Source organism: Streptomyces sp. UG1 (genome assembly GCF_049974585.1).
In the GTDB taxonomy this organism is placed as follows: Bacteria; Actinomycetota; Actinomycetes; order Streptomycetales; family Streptomycetaceae; genus Streptomyces.
On record NZ_JBNGGG010000024.1, the window covers coordinates 90,525 to 111,247 of the forward strand.

The window sequence follows — 20,723 nt, forward strand, 5'->3', positions numbered from 1 at the left end:
TCCCTCGTGAATATCCCCTGTATCTCCCCTCCACTCGGCCGCGCTGCTATCTTCCGATACATGTCGCGGCGACGGGGGAGAGCGATCTGTTTTCCGGCGGAAGATCCATTCTTTCGATCAGTGATCCGCTTATTCTGCCCGCCGGTCCACCCCACGCACCGGCACCATGACGTCGCTGGATGCCGCCGGCCCCCGGATTTCTCCCGGGCGCGCGTCACCGCCTTTCCGTCGACGGACATTTCGACGGACATTCGATCACCGAAATGGCTCATGAATTACGCCGCCGCTTTTCGAGCCCGCCTGCGGCCGCTTCGAAACGAGAGATCGAAACGAGAGATCGAAACGAGAGGAGGCGCACACCCATGACCACCCCCAATCCGACGGAGGGCCAGAACCCGTCGCCGTCCATCCCGTCCCAGTCCACCCCGCCCGGATCCACCCCGTCCCCGACCCCGCCCCCCGTGCCCGCCGCGCCCCCGCAGCCTCCCGCCGACCTCCCCCACCCCGTCCCCGCAGCACCCTCCGCCGCCCCCGCGGCGGCCCCGAGCACCCGCTTCGCCCCGGACATCACCCGATACCTGTGCACCGCCGTCCACACGGACACCAAGTTCGCCCGCCGGGCCGTCGAGGAGATCGTGGAGGAGCCGCGCCGCGCGGTCGCCTCGTCGCCGGGCGTCGACCTCGGCTGCGTACTGCGGCACGCGCTGGCGGCCCGCCGCCGTCAGGTGGGCCGGGACGTCCTGCTCGCCGTGCTGCTCCTGGTCGTGGTGATCATGCTGCCGATGGCCTTCGGCACCGCCGTCGTCCTGGGCTGGCTCGTGGCCTGGATCATCGTCGCCGTCGAATCGCTGTCGGTGCACTACGGCGTGGTCGCCAAGCAGCTCGGCCGGCGGAACTTCGACCCGGCGCGGGCCCCGGAGCCGGTCGGGTCCGAGAACCGGCGGCGCATCCAGGAGATCGAGAAGCGTGACCGGGGCAACGTCGTCGTCTCCTCGCTCTACGCCCCCTTCGTGGGGTACGGGACGCCGACGAGCACCTGGTCGTTCGCCCTCGACACCGCGCGCCCCGAAGAGGGCAAGGAGGTCGTGCCCTTCACCGTGCACGAGCTCAACGACCACCTCGCCGCCCGGGTCGGCGAGCTGAAGCTGCCCGGCGTCCACGTCGAGAACCTGCTGCTGGTCAACGGCAAGGACCTGCAGTACGAGGTGGACGACCGGACCCGCTCCGAACTGCTGCCGGACCCCGCCGGACCGCCGAGCGCGCGCGTCTCGCCGGACCTCATGAACGAGCTGCGCGAGGACGGCAAGGGCCGCGCCCGCCCCTATCTGGCGGTCCGGGTCACCGGCTGGAGCGGTGAACTGGCCATCACCTTCTTCCTGCGGTTCGCGCTGCTGTCCGACCACAAGATGCTCTTCATCGAGGGCAGCAGCTCCCTGCTCGCCCCCGTGCGCGAGCGCTACCGCATCTCGGACCAGCTCCTCGACTCCCCGACCTTCCGCCAGTGGTGGGCCCTGGTGAGCCAGGCGGGCCTGCGCGCCCCGCTGTTGCTGGTCGGATCCCCCTTCTCCGTCGCCGCCGGCCTGTTCGGGCCGTTCACCCAACACGGCAAGCAACGCCGCCAGGCGCAGGAGATCCGCCACCGCACCTTCAACTACGGGGCGTCCTTCAGCATCAGGGACGCCGCCAGCGACCAGCTGTACTACCGCTACTTCCAGCAACTCGACCGGGAGCTGTACGCCAAGACGGTCGAACACCGGGTCCTGGACGCCCTGGTGGAGTTCCTGGAGGACCACAACATCGACACCGACGAGCTGATTCAGCGTCAGACCACCATCAACAACACCGGCTTGTACGCGGGCGGCGACGTGACGCTGCACGGTTCCGCCGTCGGCGTCGGCGGCAGTGTCGCCGGAGTCTTCCGGCGCGGCCAGGGCGCGGGCGGCGGCCCGGGGCAACCGGCGCCGGGCGCGCCAGCCGCGGGCGCCCCGCCGGCGAACCGAGGAAGGTGACGACATGTCGGAGACCGGTGCCGGGAACAACAGCGGCATCCAGGCCGGCGGTGACATCCGCATCGAGGGCAGCGCGGTCGCCGTCAACCGCTCGAGAGCGACCACCGAGAGCGCCGCCGAGCCCGACCGCGAGGCCGCCATCGCCGAACTGCGCGCCGCGGCACGGCTGCTGCTCGAGCAGCTGCGCACCAACCAGGAGCAGTACGAGGACGGCGAGGACCTCGTCCACGCGGCCGAACAGGTCGAGGCGGAACTCACCCGGGACGAGCCGCGCCGCAACACCCTGCTGCGCTGGCTCGGCTTCATCGGCCCCGGCGTGGCGGCCACGGCCGCCGTCGCGGGCGATGTGGCGGCCATCCAGGACAGTGTGACCAGCCTGTTCTGAGGCGGGATGCGGGCCGGCGGCAGCCCCGCCGGCCCGCACCGACCCGCGCTAGAAGACCGGCGTACCGTCCCGCGTCAGCTTCCAGTCCACCGACGCGAACTCCTTCGGGTCCAACACGCCCTTCTCGGTCACCCACTCCGCGATCCGGGTACGGATCTCCGTCGACTCCGACCACAGCTCCTGGGCCGACGCCACATGCGGGAAGGCGCCACCACCGTTGGCGCGGTAGTTGTTCACCGCGAACACGAACTTCTGCGCGTCGTCGAGAGGGGCACCGCCGTAGGCCAGGTTCTTGATCCGCGAACCCGCCGCCTGCGCGATGTCGATCTCGTACGACAGCCCGGACACGTAGTCGTAGTTGTAGTCCGGGCGGTTGCCCGCGTTGGTCAGCTTGTCCACGTCGACGGCCGCGTCGGCGGTGGTCCGCACGAAGTACTCGGCCGAGTACTCCAGGTACGCCTTGATCTGCGCGCCCGTCATCAACTTCGCGACCAGCGTGTTGTCGTACACGTACAGGCTCGACAGATCCCGGATCGTCACCTCGCCCGCCGGGATCTGAGAGGTGCGCGAGAACGGCGACGCCTGCGCGATGACGGGCAGCGAGGCGTACTGAGTGCCCGCCAGCGCCGCCTTGACGACATCCTCCTGGACCTTGGTGATCAGGTCGATGATCGGGGCGTCCTTGTAGCGGGCCTCGGCCGTGGTGAGCGTCGCGGTCGCGGTGCCGACGACCTGGTTGACGTACGCGACGACCTTCTCGTGCTCGTCCGTGAGCAGCTTGGTGATCTTCGGGTCGTCGGCGACCGCGTTGGAGTTGAGCACCGACGCGGCGACCTTCTCGACCGACCAGCGTCCCTTGGCGAAGGCCAGCTCGATGTCGAACAGCGACAGCCGCTCCGCGTAGGCCAGCGGCTCCGACAGCACCACCGTCTTCCCGGTCTTCTCGTTCGTGACCTTCAGCTCCGGGATCTCCACATGCGCGTGGCCGACCAGGATCGCGTCGATGTCCGGCACCTGCTGCGCCACCAGCGCCGCCGAGTTCTCGATGTACGGGAGCTGGTCACCGTAGGACGACGTGCCCGAGGAGCCGGAGTGCGCCGAGACGATCACCACGTCCGCGCCCATCGCCTTCAGCTTCGGCACCCACTTCGCCGCCTGCTCCTCCAGGCCCGGGAAGGTCAGCCTGCCCTGCACATAGGCCTTGTCCCAGATCGCGATGCCCGGGTTGGTCAGACCGAGGACGGCGACCTTGACCGGCGGCGCACCCGGCACCCGGAACCTCTTGATGAAGTACGGCGGGAAGGCGGGCCTCAGCGTCTTCGCGTCCAGCGCGTTCGCCCCCAGCAGCGGGAAGTCGCACTGCTCCTCGAACTTGCGCAGCGTCTCGATGCCGTAGTTGAACTCGTGGTTGCCGAGCGCCACCGCGTCGAAGCCGATGGCGTTCATCGCCTGCGCCATCGGGTGCACCGGGCCGCCCTGGGCGGTGATCGGGTCCACCTTGGCGTAGTAGTACGTCAGCGGGGTGCCCTGGATCGTGTCGCCCGCGTCGATCAGCAGGGTGTTGCGCCGGCCCCGCTCCTCCCGGACCTGGTTCACCAGCGTCGACACCCGCGCGAGCCCCTGCGCGTTGCCGGCTGCGTCGGTGTACTCGGCGTCCTTGAAGTAGTCCCAGTTGAAGATGTGACCGTGCAGGTCGGTGGTGCCCATCACGGTCAGCGAGTACCGCTTGGCGCACTTCTCGGCCGTCGTCGTGGCCTCCGCCGCTTCAGCCGCCTGCGCCGTCGGAGCCGCCGCTCCGGCGAGCGCCACCCCCGCTCCGGTCACGGCGGACTTCTTCAGGAACTTGCGGCGGTTCAACGGCATGAGTGCTTCTCCCGGGCAAATGATCAACAACGCGCATGGTCAACAACGCGCATGGTCAACAACGCGCATGGTCAACAACGCGCGTAGATTCTGACCTGACCATGGCGACCGGAACCAGACCCCAGAGGTTTCGATCTGATGACCGAGTCAGGGACCGTACCCAAGCAAGCGATGACAGAGTGGGACGTATGACCGCCCCTTCAGAGGAACTTCAGCCGGCCGTCCCCTACGGCACCCCCGACGCCCCGCGCATCGCCGTCCGCGGCGAGGCCCGTCTGGAGGTCGACCCCGAGATCGCCCGCATCGGCGTCAGCGTGGCCTCCCGCGGCAAGGACCGCCGCGCCGCCCTCGACGACCTCACCCGCCGCAACGCCGCCGTCCTCGACCTCATCAAGACCTACGGTGACGCGGTCGAGCGCCTGGAGACCGGCGCCTTCTCCATCAGCCCGGAACTGAAGGACAAAGGCCGCGGCGAACGCATCCACGCCTACCACGGCCGCGTCCACATCACCGCCGTACTCACCGACTTCACCGCGCTCGGCGAACTCACCACCCGCCTGGCCGACTTGGACCTCACCCGCGTGGACGGCCCCTGGTGGGCGCTGCGCCCCGACTCGCCGGCCCACCGCGAGGCGCGGCAGCAGGCGGTACGGGAGGCCGTGCAGCGCGCGCGGGAGTACGCCGAGGCGCTCGGGGCCTCCCTGGCCGCGCTGGTGGAACTCGCCGACATCGGCGCGGAGCACCCAGCAACGCCCTATCCGCAGGCCGCCGGCGGCCGTATGCGCTCCATGGCCTACGACGCCGCCGAGGACACCGCCGCGGCCCCGCTCGACCTCGAACCCCAGCGGCAGCACGTCTACGCCCGGGTCAACGCCCGCTTCACGATGACACCGCCGCAACTGTGAGACCACCCGGGCGGGGCGCTCTCGAACGCTCATCGGAGCGCCTTGCCGCACAATTCAACACTTGTCAATAACCCTTCACGCAAAGGTCGTTGAGCAGTCATGCCGGACCAATTCCCTACCCGCCGGTAGGTCATAGAGTCGAAACATGCGCCGAGCGAAAATCGTCTGCACCTTGGGCCCCGCCACCGATTCGTACGACCAGATAAAGGCACTGGTCGACGCCGGAATGGACGTCGCCCGCTTCAACCTCAGCCACGGCGGCCACGCCGACCACGAGGAGCGCTACCAGCGCGTGCGAAAGGCCTCCGACGAGACCGGGCGCAGTGTCGGCGTGCTCGCCGACCTTCAAGGCCCGAAGATCCGCCTCGGCCGCTTCACCGAAGGACCTGTACTCCTTGAACGCGGCGACACCTTCACCATCAGCGTCGAAGAGGGAGTCCAGGGCGACCGGGAAAGCTGCGGAACCACCTACTCCGGCCTCGCCGCCGACGTCACCCCCGGCGAACGCATCCTCGTCGACGACGGCAAGGTCTGCCTGGAGGTCACCTCCGTCGACGGCCCCCGCGTCCACACCACGGTGGTCGAGGGCGGCATGATCTCCGACAGCAAGGGCCTGAACCTCCCGGGCGTCGCGGTCTCGGTCCCCGCCCTGTCGCAGAAGGACGAGGCCGACCTGCGCTGGGCGCTGCGCACCGGCTTCGACGTCATCGCGCTGTCCTTCGTGCGCTCCGGCCGCGACATCGAGGACGTCCACCGCATCATGGACGAGGAGGGCCGCCGCCTCCCCGTCATCGCCAAGGTGGAGAAGCCGCAGGCGGTGGAGGCCATCGACGACATCGTCGCCGCGTTCGACGGCATCATGGTCGCGCGTGGTGACCTGGGCGTCGAAATGCCCCTGGAACAGGTCCCGATCGTCCAGAAGCGCGCCATCAAGCTGGCGAAGCGCAATGCCAAGCCGGTGATCGTGGCGACGCAGATGCTCGACTCGATGATCGACAACTCCCGCCCGACGCGCGCGGAGGCGAGCGACGTCGCCAACGCGGTCATCGACGGTACGGACGCGGTGATGCTGTCCGGCGAGACGAGCGTCGGCAAGTACCCCATCGAGACGGTCCGGACCATGGCGAAGATCGTCGAGGCGGCCGAGGAGGACATCCTCGCCAAGGGCCTCTCACCCCTGACCGAGAGCAACAAGCCGCGGACGCAGGGCGGTGCGGTCGCTCGTGCGGCGGCGGAGATGGGCGACTTCCTGGGCGCCAAGTTCCTGGTCGCCTTCACCCAGTCCGGCGACACGGCCCGCCGCCTGTCCCGCTACCGCTCGCCGATCCCGCTGCTGGCCTTCACACCGGAACCGGCGACGCGGTCGCAGCTGAATCTGACGTGGGGTGTGGAGACGTTCCTCGGGCCGCATGTGGAGTCGACGGACGCGATGGTCGACCAGGTGGATGAGCTGCTGTTGAGGTACGGCCGCTGCGAGAAGGGCGACACGGTCGTCATCACGGCGGGCTCGCCTCCGGGAGTGTCGGGCTCGACGAACATGGTGCGGGTGCATCACATCGGGGAGGACGACAGTCCCAAGTAGTCGGCGCAGGGCCCCTCTTCAGTTCTTGAGGAGGGGCCCTTTGCGGTGTGGTCGGTCAGTGCTTGGGGCCTACGTGGGTGTCCATCAGGGCTACGGAGGCTTTGCGGGCGATGGAGATGTTGCGGTCGTTCGCTTGTTTCCACTGGACCCCCACGGCGTCCAGCGTCTCGGTGAAGAGTCGGATGATGTCAGCTGACAGGTTGGTGAAGAAGTAGCGCGGATACTCGTAGCGCTTCTGCTCACCTGCGACGAGGCGGGTCGTCCAGTTCGTGATACGGCAGCCGTCGGAGTGGATGAGGCCTCGGATGAATTCCCAAGGGTGCGCGTCGACGATTCCCCGCTGCCAGAGGGCGAGGGTGATGGCGCGCTCGTGCTTTTTGCCCGGTCCGTGCTGGGGGAAGAGAGCGGGCCAGTGCCGGGAGTAGCTGGTCACCATCGCGTATCCCTGCTTCTGAAGGGTGTAGACGCCGATACCGGGACGGACCTTCGTGATGGCCTCGCAGCACTGGAGAAGGAGCCCGGGCCACGCATCGGCGCACGCGATTCGGAGATAGAAGCCGGTGCTGCGTGGGTGCGCACTGGTGCAGCCGTCGCCCAGGTAGAGGCCCAACAGGTAGGCGTACGCGCAATCGTCAGCAGGTGGCCCAGGGTCCGGAGTTGCCATGCGGGGCAGGGGCTCGAGGCGGTACTGCCAAGAGCGGATCGCGGCACGTGAGATACCCGTCTCTCGGCTTACTGCATTCAGGCTGCGGCCCTGGGCGACGACACGCAGCAAAAAGCGGATGTTCACGAGAACGTGGACATCCGCTTTCTTGCGGTGACCTTGGAAACCAAGGAAAAGTGCCCCGAGTCGGATTCGAACCGACGCTGTATGGGTTTTGAATCCATTGCCTCTTCCGCTGGGCTACCGGGGCCCCTTCAAAGCGAAGGTTGGTGGTTACCCGCCGTGCCCCCACCTTACCGCAGCTAGGTAGGCTCTTGTCAGCAGCACCCCTGCCCCTGAACGAGGAGCCCCCGTGACCGCCCCCGAGTCGCCCCAGCCCGTAGACGCGCCCGACGACGACAAGTCGCACGTGCCTCCGCTGACGACCCGTGTCGTCATCGCCGAGGACGAGGCGCTGATCCGGCTCGATCTCAAAGAGATGCTTGAGGAAGAGGGGTACACCGTCGTCGGTGAGGCCGGTGATGGTGAGCAGGCCGTCGAGTTGGCGCGTGAGCACCGGCCCGATCTCGTGATCCTCGATGTGAAGATGCCGAAGATGGACGGCATTTCCGCGGCCGAGAAGATCGCCGAGGAGTCCATCGCCCCGGTGCTGATGCTGACCGCGTTCTCGCAGCGCGACCTGGTCGAGCGGGCCCGGGACGCCGGTGCCATGGCGTATCTGGTGAAGCCGTTCAGCAAGAGTGACGTGGTGCCGGCGATCGAGATGGCCGTCTCGCGGTTCACGGAGCTGAAGGAGTTGGAGAAGGAGGTCGCCGACCTCACTCTGCGTCTGGAGACGCGCAAGCTCGTCGACCGGGCCAAGTCCATTCTCCAGACCGAGTACGGGCTGACCGAGCCCGCCGCGTTCCGGTGGATCCAGAAGACGTCCATGGATCGGCGGATGTCGATGCAGCAGGTCGCCGAGGCTGTTATCCAGGATGCCGAGGAGAAGAAGGCTGCCAAGGGCTGACCCCCGGCGCCCACGCCCAGCGCATGAGAGAGGCCCGCGCCCCCGGCAGGGGGCGCGGGCCTCACCCGTATGCGCAGGCGATCAGTCCTCGCCGAGGTAGGCCTTCCGTACCGACTCGTCGTGCAGCAGGTCCTGCCCGGTGCCGGAGAGGACGATCTTGCCGACCTCCATGACATGGCCGTGGTCGGCCAGGGAGAGCGCGGCCTGGGCGTTCTGCTCGATGAGCAGGATCGTGGTGCCCTGGGACTTCAGCTCCTGGATGGTCGACATGATCTTCTGCATCATGATCGGGGAGAGACCCATGCTGGGCTCGTCGAGCATGAGCAGCTTCGGCCGGGACATCAGCGCCCGTCCCATGGCGAGCATCTGCTGCTCGCCGCCGGACAGGGTGCCCGCGGCCTGCTTGCGGCGCTCCCCGAGGATGGGGAACAGGTCGTAGGCGCGCTGGATGTCCTTTTCGATGCCCTCCTTGTCGTTGCGCAGGAACGCGCCGAGGCGGAGGTTGTCCTCGATGGTCATACGGGGGAAGATGCGCCGCCCCTCGGGGGAGTGGGCGAGCCCCAGCGAGACGACCTTGTGGGCGGGGACCTTCTTCAGGGACTTGCCGTCGAACTTGATCTGGCCGGACGTCGGCTGCAGCAGGCCCGACAGGGTGCGCAGTGTGGTGGTCTTGCCTGCGCCGTTGGTGCCGATGAGGGTGACGACCTCGCCTGCCTCGACCTTGAACGAGATGCCTTTGACGGCCTCGATCTTGCCGTAGGCGACCCTGAGGTCCTCGACCTCGAGCAGTGCGGTCACTGGTCGTCCCCTTCCGTGGTGCTGTGCGCGTCGGCCTCCGCAGCCTCGACTTCGGCGGCTTCCTCCTTGCCGGGCGCGCCCTCGAAGGGCGTGCCCAGGTAGGCGGCGATGACGCGCTCGTCGGACTGGACGACCTCGGCGGGGCCCTCGACGATCTTCTCGCCCTGGACCAGCACGGCGACCCGGTCGCAGAGGTTCATGATGAACCGGATGTCGTGCTCGATGACGAGGACGGCGATGCCCTGGTCCCGGATGGCGAAGATCAGCTCCTCCGCCGCCCGGGTCTCCTGGGGGTTCATGCCGGCGGTCGGCTCGTCCAGCAACAGCAGACCGGGTTCGCTCGCCAGCGCCCGGGCGATCTCCAGCTTGCGCTGTTCGCCGTAGGGCAGGTTGCGGGCGAGGTGGTCGGCCTTGGCGGCCAGGCCGGTGAACTCAAGGAGTTCCATGGCCCGCTCGCGTGAGGCGTCCTCGGCCTTCTTGAAGCCGGGCAGGCGCAGCAGGGCGGACCAGAGGCCTTCCTTGGTCCGGGTGTGCCGTCCGACCAGTACGTTCTCCAGAACGGTCATGTTGGCGAAGAGCCGGATGTTCTGGAAGGTACGGGCGATGCCGGCCTGGGTGACCAGGTGCGGCCTGGGCGGCAGGACGGTGCCTTTGTAGGCGACCTTGCCCTCGGTCGGTACGTACAGGCCGGTGAGGCAGTTGAAGAAGGTCGTCTTGCCGGCGCCGTTGGGGCCGATGAGGCCGACGATCTCGCCGGTGTTCACGGTGAGGTTCACGTCGCGTACGGCGGTCAGGCCGCCGAAGCGCATGGTGACACCGCTGGCGTCGAGCACCGCGGTGCTGGTGGGTGCGGTCGTGGTGGTGGTCATGGCGGTCACGCCCCTGCCTTGGCGACGCCGGTCGCGCCTTCGGGCAATGGCTTGTCCTCCGGTACGTCGAGCTGTCCGGTCTCGTGGAATTCGAGCTGCTTCCTGCGGTCGGCGACCAGGCCCTCGGGGCGGAAGCGCATCAGCAGAATCAGCGCGAGGCCGAAGAGGAGAAGCTGGTACTCCGCCATGAACTGGAGCTTGGCCGGGATCAGGTAGAGCAGGGCGGCGCCGATCAGCGGGCCGCTGATGGTGCCCATGCCGCCGAGGATGACGGCGGCGAGCAGGAACGCCGAGTTCGGTGGCACGGGGCCGGCGAACTGGTACTGCTCGGGGGAGACGCTGTAGGACACGTGTGCCTGGACGGTGCCGGCGAGGCCGGCGAGAGCGGCGCCGAGGGCGAAGGCGAGGAGCTTGAGGCGGAAGCTGTTGATGCCCATCGCGGTGGCGGCGGTCTCGTCCTCCCGGATGGCGACCCAGGCGCGGCCGATGCGGGATTCCGCCGAGCGGCGGAAGACCATCACGACGATGGCCGTGAACAGCAGCATCAGCAGGTAGTAGTTGGCCGAGCGGGTCAGCTCGTGGCCGAGGACGTCGTGCGGGACTCCGAGGTTGAATCCGAGGATCTCCAGGTCGGGGATCTGGGGGATGCCGTTGGAGCCGTTGGTGACGTCCGGGCCGCTGTTGCCGTTCAGGTTGTTCATGGTGATGCGGAAGATCTCACCGAAGCCGAGCGTCACGATGGCGAGGTAGTCGCCGCGCAGCCGCAGGGTCGGGGCGCCGATCACCACGCCGAAGATCAGCGAGGCGGCGGCGCCGGTGAGGACGGCCGCCCAGAACGGGAACTGGACGCCGATGGTCGACGCCGGGGAGCCGGAGACCAGGGCGGCGGCGTAGGCGCCGACGCCGAGGAAGGCGACGTAGCCGAGGTCGAGCAGGCCGGCGAGGCCGACGACGACGTTGAGGCCCAGGGCGACCGTGGCGAAGATCAGGATGTTCGCGCCGATGAGGGCGAACTGGTCGTTGGTCTGGGTGAAGGGGAAGCAGATCGCCGCGACGAACGCCGCCGTGAGCGTGACGTTGCGGTGCTTGGCGGTCAGTGCGGACAGGCGCTTGAGCAGACCGGCGCGGGTGACGGCGGTGACGCCGAACGCCGCGATGATCAGGAAGCCGATGAACAGCTCGGAGTACTCGGTGCCGATGCCGTAGGCGAACACGTACAGGCCGATGCCGAAGCCGACGGCGATGATCAGGATCTCCGCCCAGGAGGGCAGTTCCTTGGCGCGGCCGGGGTCGGGGGCGGTGAGCGAGTGGCGGATACGGCCCCACAGGCTGGGGTCCGGTTCGGCCGCGCCGTAGGGCTGGTCGGCCGGGAGGCCGAGGGCGCCGATGACGGCGATGAGGGCGCCGATGCCGGAGACCCAGGCGCCGGGCTCGAGGTTGACGAGGCCGCCGAGTTCCTGGCTGATGGCGCCCATGGCGTAGCCGGTGGTGCCGAGCACGCCGAGGGCGGCGAGCAGGACGGGGCTGTTCTTGCCGCCGGGGGTGAGCCAGCCCAAGCCCCGGATGCCGTAGCCGGAGAGGGCGAACAGCAAGGTGAGAACGGAGCCGATGAGGGTGAGGACCTGAAGGCCGCCCGGGTAGCCGGTGACGGTCAGGTTGCCGGGGAACTCCTTGGTCCAGGTCCAGGCGAGGAAGGTGCCTATGAGGGCGAGGGCGGAGCCGGCGAGGGTCAGTACGCGTGCCACGGTCTGGGGCAGCGGGACGATCGGCGGGGCTTGGGCGGTGGACGCCTCGGTGGTGCCGGTGGTCTTGTCCATGGGGGTTTCGGTGGTCATGGGTATCACGCCCGATCCGCGACGCGTTCGCCGAGCAGGCCTTGTGGCCTGAACAGCAGGACGAGGATGAGCAGGCTGAACGCCCATACGTCCTTCCAGGCGCCGCCGCCGAAGAGGTCCATGCCGGGGATCTCGCCGATGTAGCCGGTGGCGAGGGACTCGGCCACGCCGAGGACGATGCCGCCGAGCATGGCGCCGTAGATGTTGCCGATGCCGCCGAGCACGGCGGCGGTGAAGGCCTTCAGGCCCATCAGGAAGCCCATGCGGAAGCCGACCTGACCGTTTTTCAGGCCGTAGGCGACGGCGGCGACGGCGGCGAACGCGGCGCCGATGGCGAACGCCATGACGATGATGCGGTCGGTGTTGATGCCCATCAGCTTGGCCGTGTCGGGGTCCTGGGCGGTGGCCTGCATGCCGCGGCCGGAGCGCGTCTTGGTGACGAAGAGGCCGAGGGCGAGCATGCACAGCGGGGCGGCTATGAGGACGAAGAGGTCACCGCGCTGGATGTTGGCGCCGAGGACGTCGATGGAGCTGCCCTGGAACCGGGGGAAGGGGTGGTCCTTCTTGGCGTCCGGGTACCACATCCACACGGCCTGCTGGAGGACGATGGACAGGCCGATGGCGGTGATGAGGGGGGCCAGCCGTGGTGCGCCGCGCAGCGGGCGGTAGGCGAACCGTTCCGCCCCCATGCCGACGGCGACGGAGACGAGGACGCCGCCGATGATCATGAGCGGTACGGCGGCGCCGAGGCCGAAGCCTTCGGGAAGCACCAGCCAGACGGTCAGGGCCCCGAAGCCTCCGACCATGAAGATCTCGCCGTGGGCGAAGTTGATGAGCTGGACGATGCCGTAGACCATCGTGTAGCCGATCGCGATGAGTCCGTACATCGCGCCGAGGATGAGTCCATTGGCCAGCTGTTGCGGCAGTTCGTTCACCGCAGGGCCTCCGTGGAGTGGTTCGGATATGGCGCCGCGCGGGGAGCGCTGGTGGGCGCTTCCCGCGCGGCCTGGATCAATGTGTGAGGTAGGAGGGCTCGCTACTCGTCACTCGTCCTCGTCAGCCGAGCTTGGGTTCGCCGCTGTACTCGGGCGCCCAAGCGTTGTTCTTGACCTTGTACGCGGTCATCGTGTGGTTCGTGGTGTCACCGAACTCGTCGAAGGAGATGGTGCCGGTGACGCCGTCGAACTTGACCTTGCTCATGGCGTCCAGGACCGCCTTGCGGCCGTCGGACGGGACCTTGCCGTCGTTGCCCTCGACCGCCAGCTTGACGGCCTCGATGAGGGCCCAGGTGGCGTCGTAGGTGAGGCCGCCGTAGGCCTCGTAGGCGTCCTCGTAGCCGCCCGCCTCGTAGTTCTTGATGAACGTCTTGGCGGAGTCGAGCTGCTCGACCGGCTTGCCCACGGAGGTGGCGAGGTCGCCCTCGGCCTTCTTGTTCAGCTTCGGGAACTCGCCGGAGTAGATGCCGTCGCCGCCCATGAACGGGATGTTCTGGCCGCTGTCCTTGAGCTGCTGGCTCAGCGGGGCGGCCGCCGGGTACTCGCCGCCGTAGTAGAGGGCTTCGGCGCCGGTCTTCTTGATCTTGGCGACCACGGCGTTGAAGTCACGGTCGTCGGGGTTGATGTGGTCGGTGCCGACGATCTGGCCGCCGAACTTGGTGAAGTTCGTCTTGAAGGAGGCGGCGAGGCCCGCGCCGTAGGTCTTCTGGTCGTCGATCAGGTAGACCTTCTTGACCTTGGCCTTGTTGAAGAGGTAGTCCGCGGCGAAGGCGCCCTGGATCTCGTCCGTGGTGGCCGTGCGGAAGAACGTCTTGAACTGGCGGACCGAGTTGCCGGTCTTCCAGCCGTCGCCCTGGGTCAGCTCCGTACCGGTGTTGGCGGGGGAGATCTGGGTCAGGCCGGCGTCGTTGAACGGCTTCTGCATCTGCTGCGAGACGCTGGAGTTCAGCGGGCCGACGACACCGAGGACGTCCTTGTTGCTGATGAACTTCTGGGCGTTCTGCTGGCCGACCTGGGGCTGCGCCTGGTCGTCGAGGGGCTCGAGCTTGAACTCGACGCCCTTGACGAACTCCTCCTTGTTGGCCGTCTTGACGGCCAGGTCGGCGGAGTTGCGCATGCCAAGGCCGAGTGCGGACAGGTCGCCGGTCAGCGGAGCGTCGAGGCCGATCACAACTGTGGTCTTGTCGCCGTTGCTGCTGCCGCCGTCGTCGTCACGCGACCCACAAGCCGTGAGTGTCAGCGATCCCGCCGCGAGCGCGGCGGTTATGGCGATGATCGAACGTTGACGCACGAATCAGGTCCTTTCCCTGGCACGGCGGTTCCCCGTGGAACGCGCCGAGTCGAGCGCTGGGTCGAAGTGACTTCGAATCCGGAAGCTCGGTGACTGGCGGTGACTCTAAGCGCGCGCGGGGAACATGGAGGAGGCTCTGACCAAGGCTGTGACGCTCTTGTTATGACACGGGGTAGCACAGAGCGGTACTCCGTGGGGGGAAGAGCGGATTTCCAGCCGATTCGCCCTGTCCGCATGGTGAGAAACCGCAGCGTTCGCGCGTAGCTTCTTCACGAGTGTTCACAGGTTTTGGTGATTACCCCCATGGTTGCCGGAGGTCGCCGAAGGGACATCCGGCACCTCGCGTGCCAGGTGATCACCGCGCCGGAATTTCCGCTTCCCATTGCAGGCGTATTACACAGAGTTACAAATGTGAAAGGGGAATTGGGGGAATCGGGCATTGCCGATACCGCCGCGCACGCAACTCGCCCGCCCGCCGGTCGATCAGCTGCTCGGCGCGGCGCCCCCAGTATCCGATGATCTGCCTGCACAGCTGTGCGGGCGGCGTCGCCGACGGGGAGGGCGAGTTGACGCTCGCGCGGGTCTCGGGCGCCTCGCCCCGCGCGCCCGAATCCCCGCAGCTTGCCGCCGATGCGGCGGCCGGCAGCGCCAGTCCGAGCGCGGCCCCCTTCCGGCGGGGTCCTCCCGTTGTCATGCCTCGACGTTATGCGGCCGGGTGCTCCGCTTTCAACGGCGGGGAAACACAAGGGGGTTGACGTCACCGGATCGTCGACTGGGCGCAGGCGTCAGTTCGCCGTCCGCACGTGCTCCCCGTCGCCCGGCCGTACGTCGCGCAGCAGACAGGTCAGCCGCGCGCTGCACACCCGCCGACCCTCCTCGTCGCTGATCACGATCTCGTACGTCGCCGTCGAGCGGCCCTGGTGCAGGGGTGTGGCCACGCCCGTGACGAGGCCGGAGCGCACCCCCCGGTGGTGGGTGCAGTTGAGGTCGACCCCGACCGCGATCTTGGAGCTGCCGGCGTGCAGCATCGACCCCACCGACCCGAGCGTCTCGGCGAGCACCGCGGACGCGCCGCCGTGCAGCAGCCCGTACGGCTGGGTGTTCCCCTCCACCGGCATGGTCCCGACGACGCGCTCGGCCGAGGCCTCCACTATCTGGACACCCATGCGTGTCCCGAGGTGCCCGGCCGAGAACAGAGCCGGCAGGTCGACGCCGAGCGCGGCGTACTCGTCGATGACCTCTTGCGGGAACTTCACGTGCTGCTGTTCGCCCATGGAGGCGGCTCCGTTCGTCGTGCTCGGTCGGAAACGTCGACTGAGCAAACGCTCAGTCGGTCGCCGATTGTTCCAGACGTACGACGACGGACTTGCTGGCCGGGGTGTTGCTGGTGTCCGCGGTGGCGTCCAGCGGAACCAGGACGTTGGTCTCCGGGTAGTAGGCGGCCGCGCAGCCGCGGGCCGTCGGATAGTGCACCACCCGGAAGCCGGGCGCCCGCCGCTCGACCCCGTCCTTCCACTCGCTCACCAGGTCGACGTACGACCCGTCGGCGATGTCCAGCCGCTGGGCGTCCTCGGGGTTGACCATGACGACCCGGCGGCCGTTCCTGATCCCCCGGTAGCGGTCGTCCAGGCCGTAGATCGTGGTGTTGTACTGGTCGTGCGAGCGCAAGGTCTGCAGCAGCAGCCGTCCCTCGGGCACCTGGGGGTACTCGACCGGCGCCGCAGTGAAGTTGGCCTTGCCGGTCGCCGTCGGGAAGCGGCGCTCGTCGCGCGGGGCGTGCGGGAGCGTGAAGCCTCCGGGGCGGGCCACGCGCGCGTTGAAGTCCTCGAAGCCGGGGATCACGCGCGCGATGCGGTCACGGATCGTCGCGTAGTCCTTCTCGAACTCCTCCCACGGCGTCGGGCTGTCCTCGCCCAGCACCCGGCGCGCCAGTCGGCACACGATCGCCGGCTCCGACAGCAGATGGGTGCTCGCGGGCTCCAGCTTGCCCCGGGAGGCGTGCACCATGCCCATGGAGTCCTCCACGGTCACGAACTGCTCGCCGCTGCCCTGAAGGTCGCGCTCGGTACGGCCGAGAGTGGGCAGGATCAGCGCGCGGGCGCCGGTGACGGCATGGCTGCGGTTGAGCTTCGTCGACACGTGCACGGTCAGCCGGGCGCGCCGCATCGCCGCCTCGGTGACGTCGGTGTCGGGCGTGGCGGCCACGAAGTTGCCGCCCATGGCGAAGAAGACCTTCGCCGCGCCGTCGCGCATCGCCCGGATGGCCCGTACGACGTCGTAGCCGTGCTCGCGCGGTGGCGCGAAGCCGAACTCCTTCTCCAGGGCGTCCAGGAAGGCCGGGGCGGGCCGCTCGAAGATGCCCATCGTCCGGTCGCCCTGCACGTTCGAGTGACCGCGCACCGGGCACACGCCCGCGCCCGGGCGGCCGATGTTCCCGCGCAGCAGAAGGAAGTTGACGACCTCGCGGATGGTCGGCACCGAGTGCTTGTGCTGGGTCAGGCCCATGGCCCAGCACACGATGGTGCGCCGCGAGGCGAGGATCATCTCCATGGCCTTGTCGATGTCCTCGCGCGTGAGACCGGTCGCCGTCAGCGTCTCGTCCCAGTCGGCGGCACGGGCGGCCTTGGCGAACTCCTCGAAGCCATGGGTGTGCTCGCGGACGAACTCCTCGTCGAGCGCGCCGTCGGTCTGAAGGATCAGCTTGTTGAGGAGACGGAAGAGAGCCTGGTCGCCGCCGATGCGGATCTGCAGGAACAGATCGGTGAGCGCGGCGCCCTTGAGCATGCCCTGCGGGGTCTGCGGGTTCTTGAAGCGCTCCAGGCCGGCCTCGGGCAGCGGATTGACGGTGATGATCTTCGCCCCGGCCGCCTTGGCCTTCTCCAGGGCGGAGAGCATGCGCGGATGGTTCGTGCCCGGGTTCTGCCCGGCGACGATGATCAGGTCGGCCTTGTACAGGTCCTCGAGCAGGACGCTGCCCTTGCCGATCCCGATGGTCTCCGACAGCGCCGACCCGGACGACTCGTGGCACATGTTGGAACAGTCCGGCAGGTTGTTCGTGCCCAGCTCGCGCGCGAAGAGCTGGTAGAGGAACGCGGCCTCGTTGCTGGTGCGGCCCGAGGTGTAGAAGACCGCCTCGTCGGGGGAGGCGAGGGCGGCGATCTCCTCGGCGACGATGTCGAAGGCGCGCTCCCAGGAGACCGGCTCGTAGTGCGTGCCCCCTTCGGGCAGGTACATGGGGTGGGTGAGCCGCCCCTGCTGCCCCAGCCAGTAACCGCTCCGGGTCGCGAGGTCGGCGACCGGGTGCGCGGCGAAGAACTCCGGGGTGACCCGGCGCAGCGTGGCCTCCTCGGCCACCGCCTTCGCGCCGTTCTCACAGAACTCCGCCTTGTGCCGGTGGTCCGGCTCCGGCCAGGCGCAGCCCGGGCAGTCGAACCCGTTCTTCTGATTGACGCTGAGCAGCGTCAGCATGGTCCGCTTCACGCCCATCTGCTGCTGCGCGATGCGCAGGGTGTGCCCGATGGCGGGCAGCCCGGCCGCCGCGTGCTGTGGCTCGGCGACCTGCGGCGCGTCCTGAACCGGATCACCCTTGGGCGGCTTGGTGGCCATCGCGCACTCCTTCGCACCTACACGTGTGAGCTACATCTCCGATCCTCGCACGCCCCACCGACAACGGGGCGGCGGGTGCCGGCACCCGGACCCCGCCCCACCGCGGGCCCCGCACGGAGCCGTACCCCCGATGGGGACCGACTGTCAGTGGGGCGTGGCAGGATCGGGGGCGTGGCAGAGACAGCATCGAAGCAGACCGACAACAGCCCCGGCGGCAGCCGACCGCGCCTGATGCTCATGGACGGGCACTCGCTGGCGTACCGCGCCTTCTTCGCGCTGCCCGCGGAGAACTTCACGACCGCGACGGGCCAGCCGACGAACGCGATCTACGGCTTCGCGTCGATGCTGGCCAACACGCTGCGCGACGAGGCGCCCACCCACTTCGCGGTGGCCTTCGACGTGTCCCGCAAGACCTGGCGCTCCGAGGAGTTCACCGAGTACAAGGCGAACCGCTCCAAGACCCCGGACGAGTTCAAGGGCCAGGTCGAGCTGATCGGCGAGCTGCTCGACGCGATGCACGTCTCGCGGTTCGCGGTCGACGGCTTCGAGGCCGACGACGTGATCGCCACCCTCGCCACCCAGGCCGAGGCCGCCGGCTTCGAGGTGCTGATCGTCACCGGCGACCGCGACTCCTTCCAGCTCGTCAGCGAGCACACCACGGTGCTGTACCCGACCAAGGGCGTCTCCGAGCTGACCCGCTTCACCCCGGAGAAGGTCTTCGAGAAGTACGGCTTGACGCCCGCCCAGTATCCCGACTTCGCGGCCCTGCGCGGCGACCCCTCCGACAACCTGCCGGGCATCCCGGGCGTCGGCGAGAAGACCGCCGCGAAGTGGATCAACCAGTTCGGCTCGTTCGCGGAGCTGGTCGAGCGCGTCGAGGAGGTCAAGGGCAAGGCCGGCCAGAACCTCCGCGACCACCTGGAGGCGGTCAAGCTCAACCGCCGGCTGACCGAGCTGGAGCGGGGCGTCGAGCTGCCCAAGACCGTCTCCGACCTCGCGCGCGAGGCGTACGACCGCAAGGCCGTCTCGATGGTCCTGGACACCCTGGAGATCAGGAACCCGTCCCTGCGCGAGCGCCTGTTCGGCGTGGACCCGGGGGCCGAGGAGGCGCAGACCACCCCGATCGCGACCGACGGCGTGGAGCTGGACGGCGCGGTGCTCGGCACCGGCGAGCTGGCCCCGTGGCTGGCGGAGCACGGCGGTGAGCCGCTCGGCGTGGCCACCGTCGACGCCTGGGCGCTGGGCACCGGCTCGGTCACCGAGGTCGCGCTCGCGGCGGGCGGCGGCGCGGCCGCCTGGTTCGACCCGTCGGAGCTGGACGAGGCCGACGAGACGGCGTTCGCGGCCTGGCTGGCCGACGCCGCCAGGCCGAAGGTCTTCCACAACGCCAAGGGCGCGATGCGGGTCTTCGCCGAGCACGGCTGGAGCATCGAGGGCGTGCGCATGGACACCGCGCTCGCCGCCTACCTGGTCAAGCCGGGCCGCCGCTCCTTCGACCTGGACGCGCTGTCCCTGGAGTACCTGCACCGCGAGCTGGCCCCCGCCGCGGCGGCCGACGGCCAGCTCGCCTTCGGCACCGACGACGGCGCCGAGGCCGAGGCGCTGATGATCCAGGCCCGCGCGGTCCTCGACCTGGGTGAGGCCTTCGAGAGCCGCCTTCAGGAGGTCGGCGCCGCGGACCTGCTCCGTGACATGGAGCTGCCGACCTCGGCCCTGCTGGCCCGCATGGAGCGGCACGGCATCGCGGCCGACCGGGCCCACCTGGAGGCCATGGAGCAGATGTTCGCGGGCGCCGTCCAGCAGGCGGTGAAGGAGGCGCACGCGGCGGCCGGGCGCGAGTTCAACCTGGGCTCGCCCAAGCAGCTCCAGGAGGTTCTCTTCGGCGAACTGGCCCTGCCCAAGACGAAGAAGACCAAGACCGGCTACACGACCGACGCCGACGCCCTGGCCTGGCTGGCCACCCAGACCGACAACGAGCTGCCGGTCATCATGCTCCGCCACCGCGAGCAGGCCAAGCTCCGGGTCACCGTCGAGGGCCTGATCAAGACGATCGCGACGGACGGCCGGATCCACACCACCTTCAACCAGACGGTCGCGGCGACCGGCCGCCTCTCCTCGACCGACCCGAACCTCCAGAACATCCCGGTCCGCACCGACGAGGGCCGGGCGATCCGCCGCGGCTTCGTGGTCGGCGAGGGCTTCGAGTCCCTGATGACCGCGGACTACAGCCAGATCGAGCTGCGCGTGATGGCCCACCTGTCCGAGGACGAGGGCCTGATCGAGGCGTTCACCTCGGGCGAGGACCTGCACACCACGGCCGCCTCACAGGTGTTCGCCGTGGAGCCGGCCGCGGTGGACGCGGAGATGCGCCGCAAGATCAAGGCGATGTCGTACGGCCTGGCGTACGGCCTGTCGGCCTTCGGCCTCTCCCAGCAGCTCAACATCGACGCGGGCGAGGCACGGGCGCTGATGGACGCCTACTTCGAGCGCTTCGGCGGCGTGCGGGACTATCTGCGCCGCGCGGTCGACGAGGCACGGGCGACCGGCTACACGGCGACGCTCTTCGGCCGCCGCCGCTACCTCCCCGACCTCAACAGCGACAACCGCCAGCGCCGCGAGGCCGCCGAGCGCATGGCGCTCAACGCGCCCATCCAGGGCACGGCGGCGGACATCGTCAAGATCGCCATGCTCAATGTGGACCGGGCCCTGCGCGAGGCGAACCTCTCCTCCCGCATGCTCCTCCAGGTCCACGACGAAATCGTCCTGGAGATCGCCCCCGGCGAGCGCGAGGCCGCGGAGTCCCTGGTCCGCCAGGAAATGTCCAACGCCGTCCACCTCAGCGTCCCCCTGGGCGTCTCGGTGGGCGCGGGCCCGGACTGGGAGTCGGCAGCGCATTAGCCTCCGGGGTGGAT

Annotated in this window: 15 protein-coding genes and 1 tRNA gene; 6 read left to right on the forward strand and 10 right to left on the reverse strand. The window is 68.8% G+C overall.

The window, feature by feature from the left end:
- Positions 1 to 362 precede the first annotated feature (362 nt).
- Entirely contained in the window at positions 363 to 2,009 is a 1,647-nt protein-coding gene (locus ACP4J3_RS26190; protein ID WP_426538487.1) for a hypothetical protein, read from the forward strand.
- A 4-nt stretch (positions 2,010 to 2,013) separates the two neighbouring features.
- The gene (locus tag ACP4J3_RS26195) at positions 2,014 to 2,394 is read left to right on the forward strand and encodes a hypothetical protein (RefSeq protein WP_426538488.1); all 381 of its coding nucleotides are present in this window, start codon (positions 2,014 to 2,016) and stop codon (positions 2,392 to 2,394) included.
- Between the two features lie 48 nt (positions 2,395 to 2,442).
- Here ACP4J3_RS26195 and ACP4J3_RS26200 read toward each other — a convergent pair whose 3' ends face one another.
- Positions 2,443 to 4,257, reverse strand: a complete 1,815-nt coding sequence (locus ACP4J3_RS26200) for a bifunctional metallophosphatase/5'-nucleotidase (protein WP_426538489.1) — start codon at positions 4,255 to 4,257, stop codon at positions 2,443 to 2,445.
- 188 nt (positions 4,258 to 4,445) lie between these two features.
- On the opposite strand from ACP4J3_RS26200, the gene ACP4J3_RS26205 reads away from it, so the two are divergent.
- Together ACP4J3_RS26205 and pyk are read left to right on the forward strand one after the other, a co-directional pair.
- Positions 4,446 to 5,162 (forward strand): SIMPL domain-containing protein, encoded by a 717-nt coding sequence (locus tag ACP4J3_RS26205; protein ID WP_426538490.1) that lies wholly within the window; start codon positions 4,446 to 4,448, stop codon positions 5,160 to 5,162.
- Between the two features lie 145 nt (positions 5,163 to 5,307).
- A complete protein-coding gene (gene pyk / locus ACP4J3_RS26210; RefSeq protein ID WP_426538491.1) occupies positions 5,308 to 6,744 on the forward strand; it encodes a pyruvate kinase in 1,437 nt (478 codons plus the stop codon).
- A 55-nt stretch (positions 6,745 to 6,799) separates the two neighbouring features.
- On the opposite strand, the gene ACP4J3_RS26215 is transcribed toward pyk, so the two are convergent.
- Together ACP4J3_RS26215 and ACP4J3_RS26220 are read right to left on the reverse strand one after the other, a co-directional pair.
- The gene (locus tag ACP4J3_RS26215; RefSeq protein WP_426538492.1) at positions 6,800 to 7,534 is read right to left on the reverse strand and encodes a helix-turn-helix domain-containing protein; all 735 of its coding nucleotides are present in this window, start codon (positions 7,532 to 7,534) and stop codon (positions 6,800 to 6,802) included.
- Between the two features lie 51 nt (positions 7,535 to 7,585).
- A tRNA-Leu gene (locus ACP4J3_RS26220) sits at positions 7,586 to 7,658 on the reverse strand.
- A gap of 102 nt (positions 7,659 to 7,760) precedes the next feature.
- Here ACP4J3_RS26220 and ACP4J3_RS26225 point away from each other — a divergent pair.
- Entirely contained in the window at positions 7,761 to 8,417 is a 657-nt protein-coding gene (locus tag ACP4J3_RS26225; RefSeq protein WP_426538493.1) for an ANTAR domain-containing response regulator, read from the forward strand.
- 81 nt (positions 8,418 to 8,498) lie between these two features.
- On the opposite strand, the gene ACP4J3_RS26230 is transcribed toward ACP4J3_RS26225, so the two are convergent.
- The 7 genes from ACP4J3_RS26230 to ACP4J3_RS26260 all read right to left on the reverse strand — a co-directional run bounded on the left by ACP4J3_RS26230 (position 8,499) and on the right by ACP4J3_RS26260 (position 17,811).
- A complete protein-coding gene (locus ACP4J3_RS26230) occupies positions 8,499 to 9,215 on the reverse strand; it encodes an ABC transporter ATP-binding protein (RefSeq protein WP_426538494.1) in 717 nt (238 codons plus the stop codon).
- Positions 9,212 to 10,084: an ABC transporter ATP-binding protein gene (locus ACP4J3_RS26235; protein ID WP_426538495.1), complete on the reverse strand. Its 873-nt coding sequence runs from the start codon at positions 10,082 to 10,084 to the stop codon at positions 9,212 to 9,214. The genes ACP4J3_RS26230 and ACP4J3_RS26235 overlap by 4 nt, the downstream gene beginning before the upstream one ends.
- Positions 10,085 to 10,089: 5 nt before the next feature.
- Entirely contained in the window at positions 10,090 to 11,901 is a 1,812-nt protein-coding gene (locus ACP4J3_RS26240) for a branched-chain amino acid ABC transporter permease (RefSeq protein WP_426538552.1), read from the reverse strand.
- A 23-nt stretch (positions 11,902 to 11,924) separates the two neighbouring features.
- Positions 11,925 to 12,854 (reverse strand): branched-chain amino acid ABC transporter permease, encoded by a 930-nt coding sequence (locus tag ACP4J3_RS26245; RefSeq protein WP_426538496.1) that lies wholly within the window; start codon positions 12,852 to 12,854, stop codon positions 11,925 to 11,927.
- Between the two features lie 121 nt (positions 12,855 to 12,975).
- Positions 12,976 to 14,205 carry a branched-chain amino acid ABC transporter substrate-binding protein gene (locus ACP4J3_RS26250; protein WP_426538497.1) on the reverse strand — a complete coding sequence of 410 codons (1,230 nt, stop codon included), beginning with the start codon at positions 14,203 to 14,205 and terminating at the stop codon, positions 12,976 to 12,978.
- Between the two features lie 785 nt (positions 14,206 to 14,990).
- The gene (locus ACP4J3_RS26255; protein ID WP_426538498.1) at positions 14,991 to 15,479 is read right to left on the reverse strand and encodes a hotdog fold thioesterase; all 489 of its coding nucleotides are present in this window, start codon (positions 15,477 to 15,479) and stop codon (positions 14,991 to 14,993) included.
- Between the two features lie 52 nt (positions 15,480 to 15,531).
- Positions 15,532 to 17,811, reverse strand: coding sequence for an FdhF/YdeP family oxidoreductase (locus tag ACP4J3_RS26260; RefSeq protein ID WP_426538499.1), 2,280 nt, complete (start codon positions 17,809 to 17,811; stop codon positions 15,532 to 15,534).
- A gap of 171 nt (positions 17,812 to 17,982) precedes the next feature.
- Between ACP4J3_RS26260 and polA the strand changes: the two genes are divergently transcribed.
- Positions 17,983 to 20,709, forward strand: a complete 2,727-nt coding sequence (gene polA / locus ACP4J3_RS26265; protein ID WP_426538500.1) for a DNA polymerase I — start codon at positions 17,983 to 17,985, stop codon at positions 20,707 to 20,709.
- Positions 20,710 to 20,723: the final 14 nt, after the last annotated feature.

Bases quoted from the DNA above. Each gene is read 5' to 3' on its own strand.
- ACP4J3_RS26240 (WP_426538552.1), bottom strand. From the start codon at position 11,901: ATGGACAAGACCACCGGCACCACCGAGGCGTCCACCGCCCAAGCCCCG.
- pyk (WP_426538491.1), top strand. From the start codon at position 5,308: ATGCGCCGAGCGAAAATCGTCTGCACCTTGGGCCCCGCCACCGATTCG.
- ACP4J3_RS26195 (WP_426538488.1), top strand. From the start codon at position 2,014: ATGTCGGAGACCGGTGCCGGGAACAACAGCGGCATCCAGGCCGGCGGT.
- ACP4J3_RS26235 (WP_426538495.1), bottom strand. From the start codon at position 10,084: ATGACCACCACCACGACCGCACCCACCAGCACCGCGGTGCTCGACGCC.
- ACP4J3_RS26255 (WP_426538498.1), bottom strand. From the start codon at position 15,479: ATGGGCGAACAGCAGCACGTGAAGTTCCCGCAAGAGGTCATCGACGAG.
- ACP4J3_RS26190 (WP_426538487.1), top strand. From the start codon at position 363: ATGACCACCCCCAATCCGACGGAGGGCCAGAACCCGTCGCCGTCCATC.
- ACP4J3_RS26260 (WP_426538499.1), bottom strand. From the start codon at position 17,811: ATGGCCACCAAGCCGCCCAAGGGTGATCCGGTTCAGGACGCGCCGCAG.
- ACP4J3_RS26200 (WP_426538489.1), bottom strand. From the start codon at position 4,257: ATGCCGTTGAACCGCCGCAAGTTCCTGAAGAAGTCCGCCGTGACCGGA.
- ACP4J3_RS26205 (WP_426538490.1), top strand. From the start codon at position 4,446: ATGACCGCCCCTTCAGAGGAACTTCAGCCGGCCGTCCCCTACGGCACC.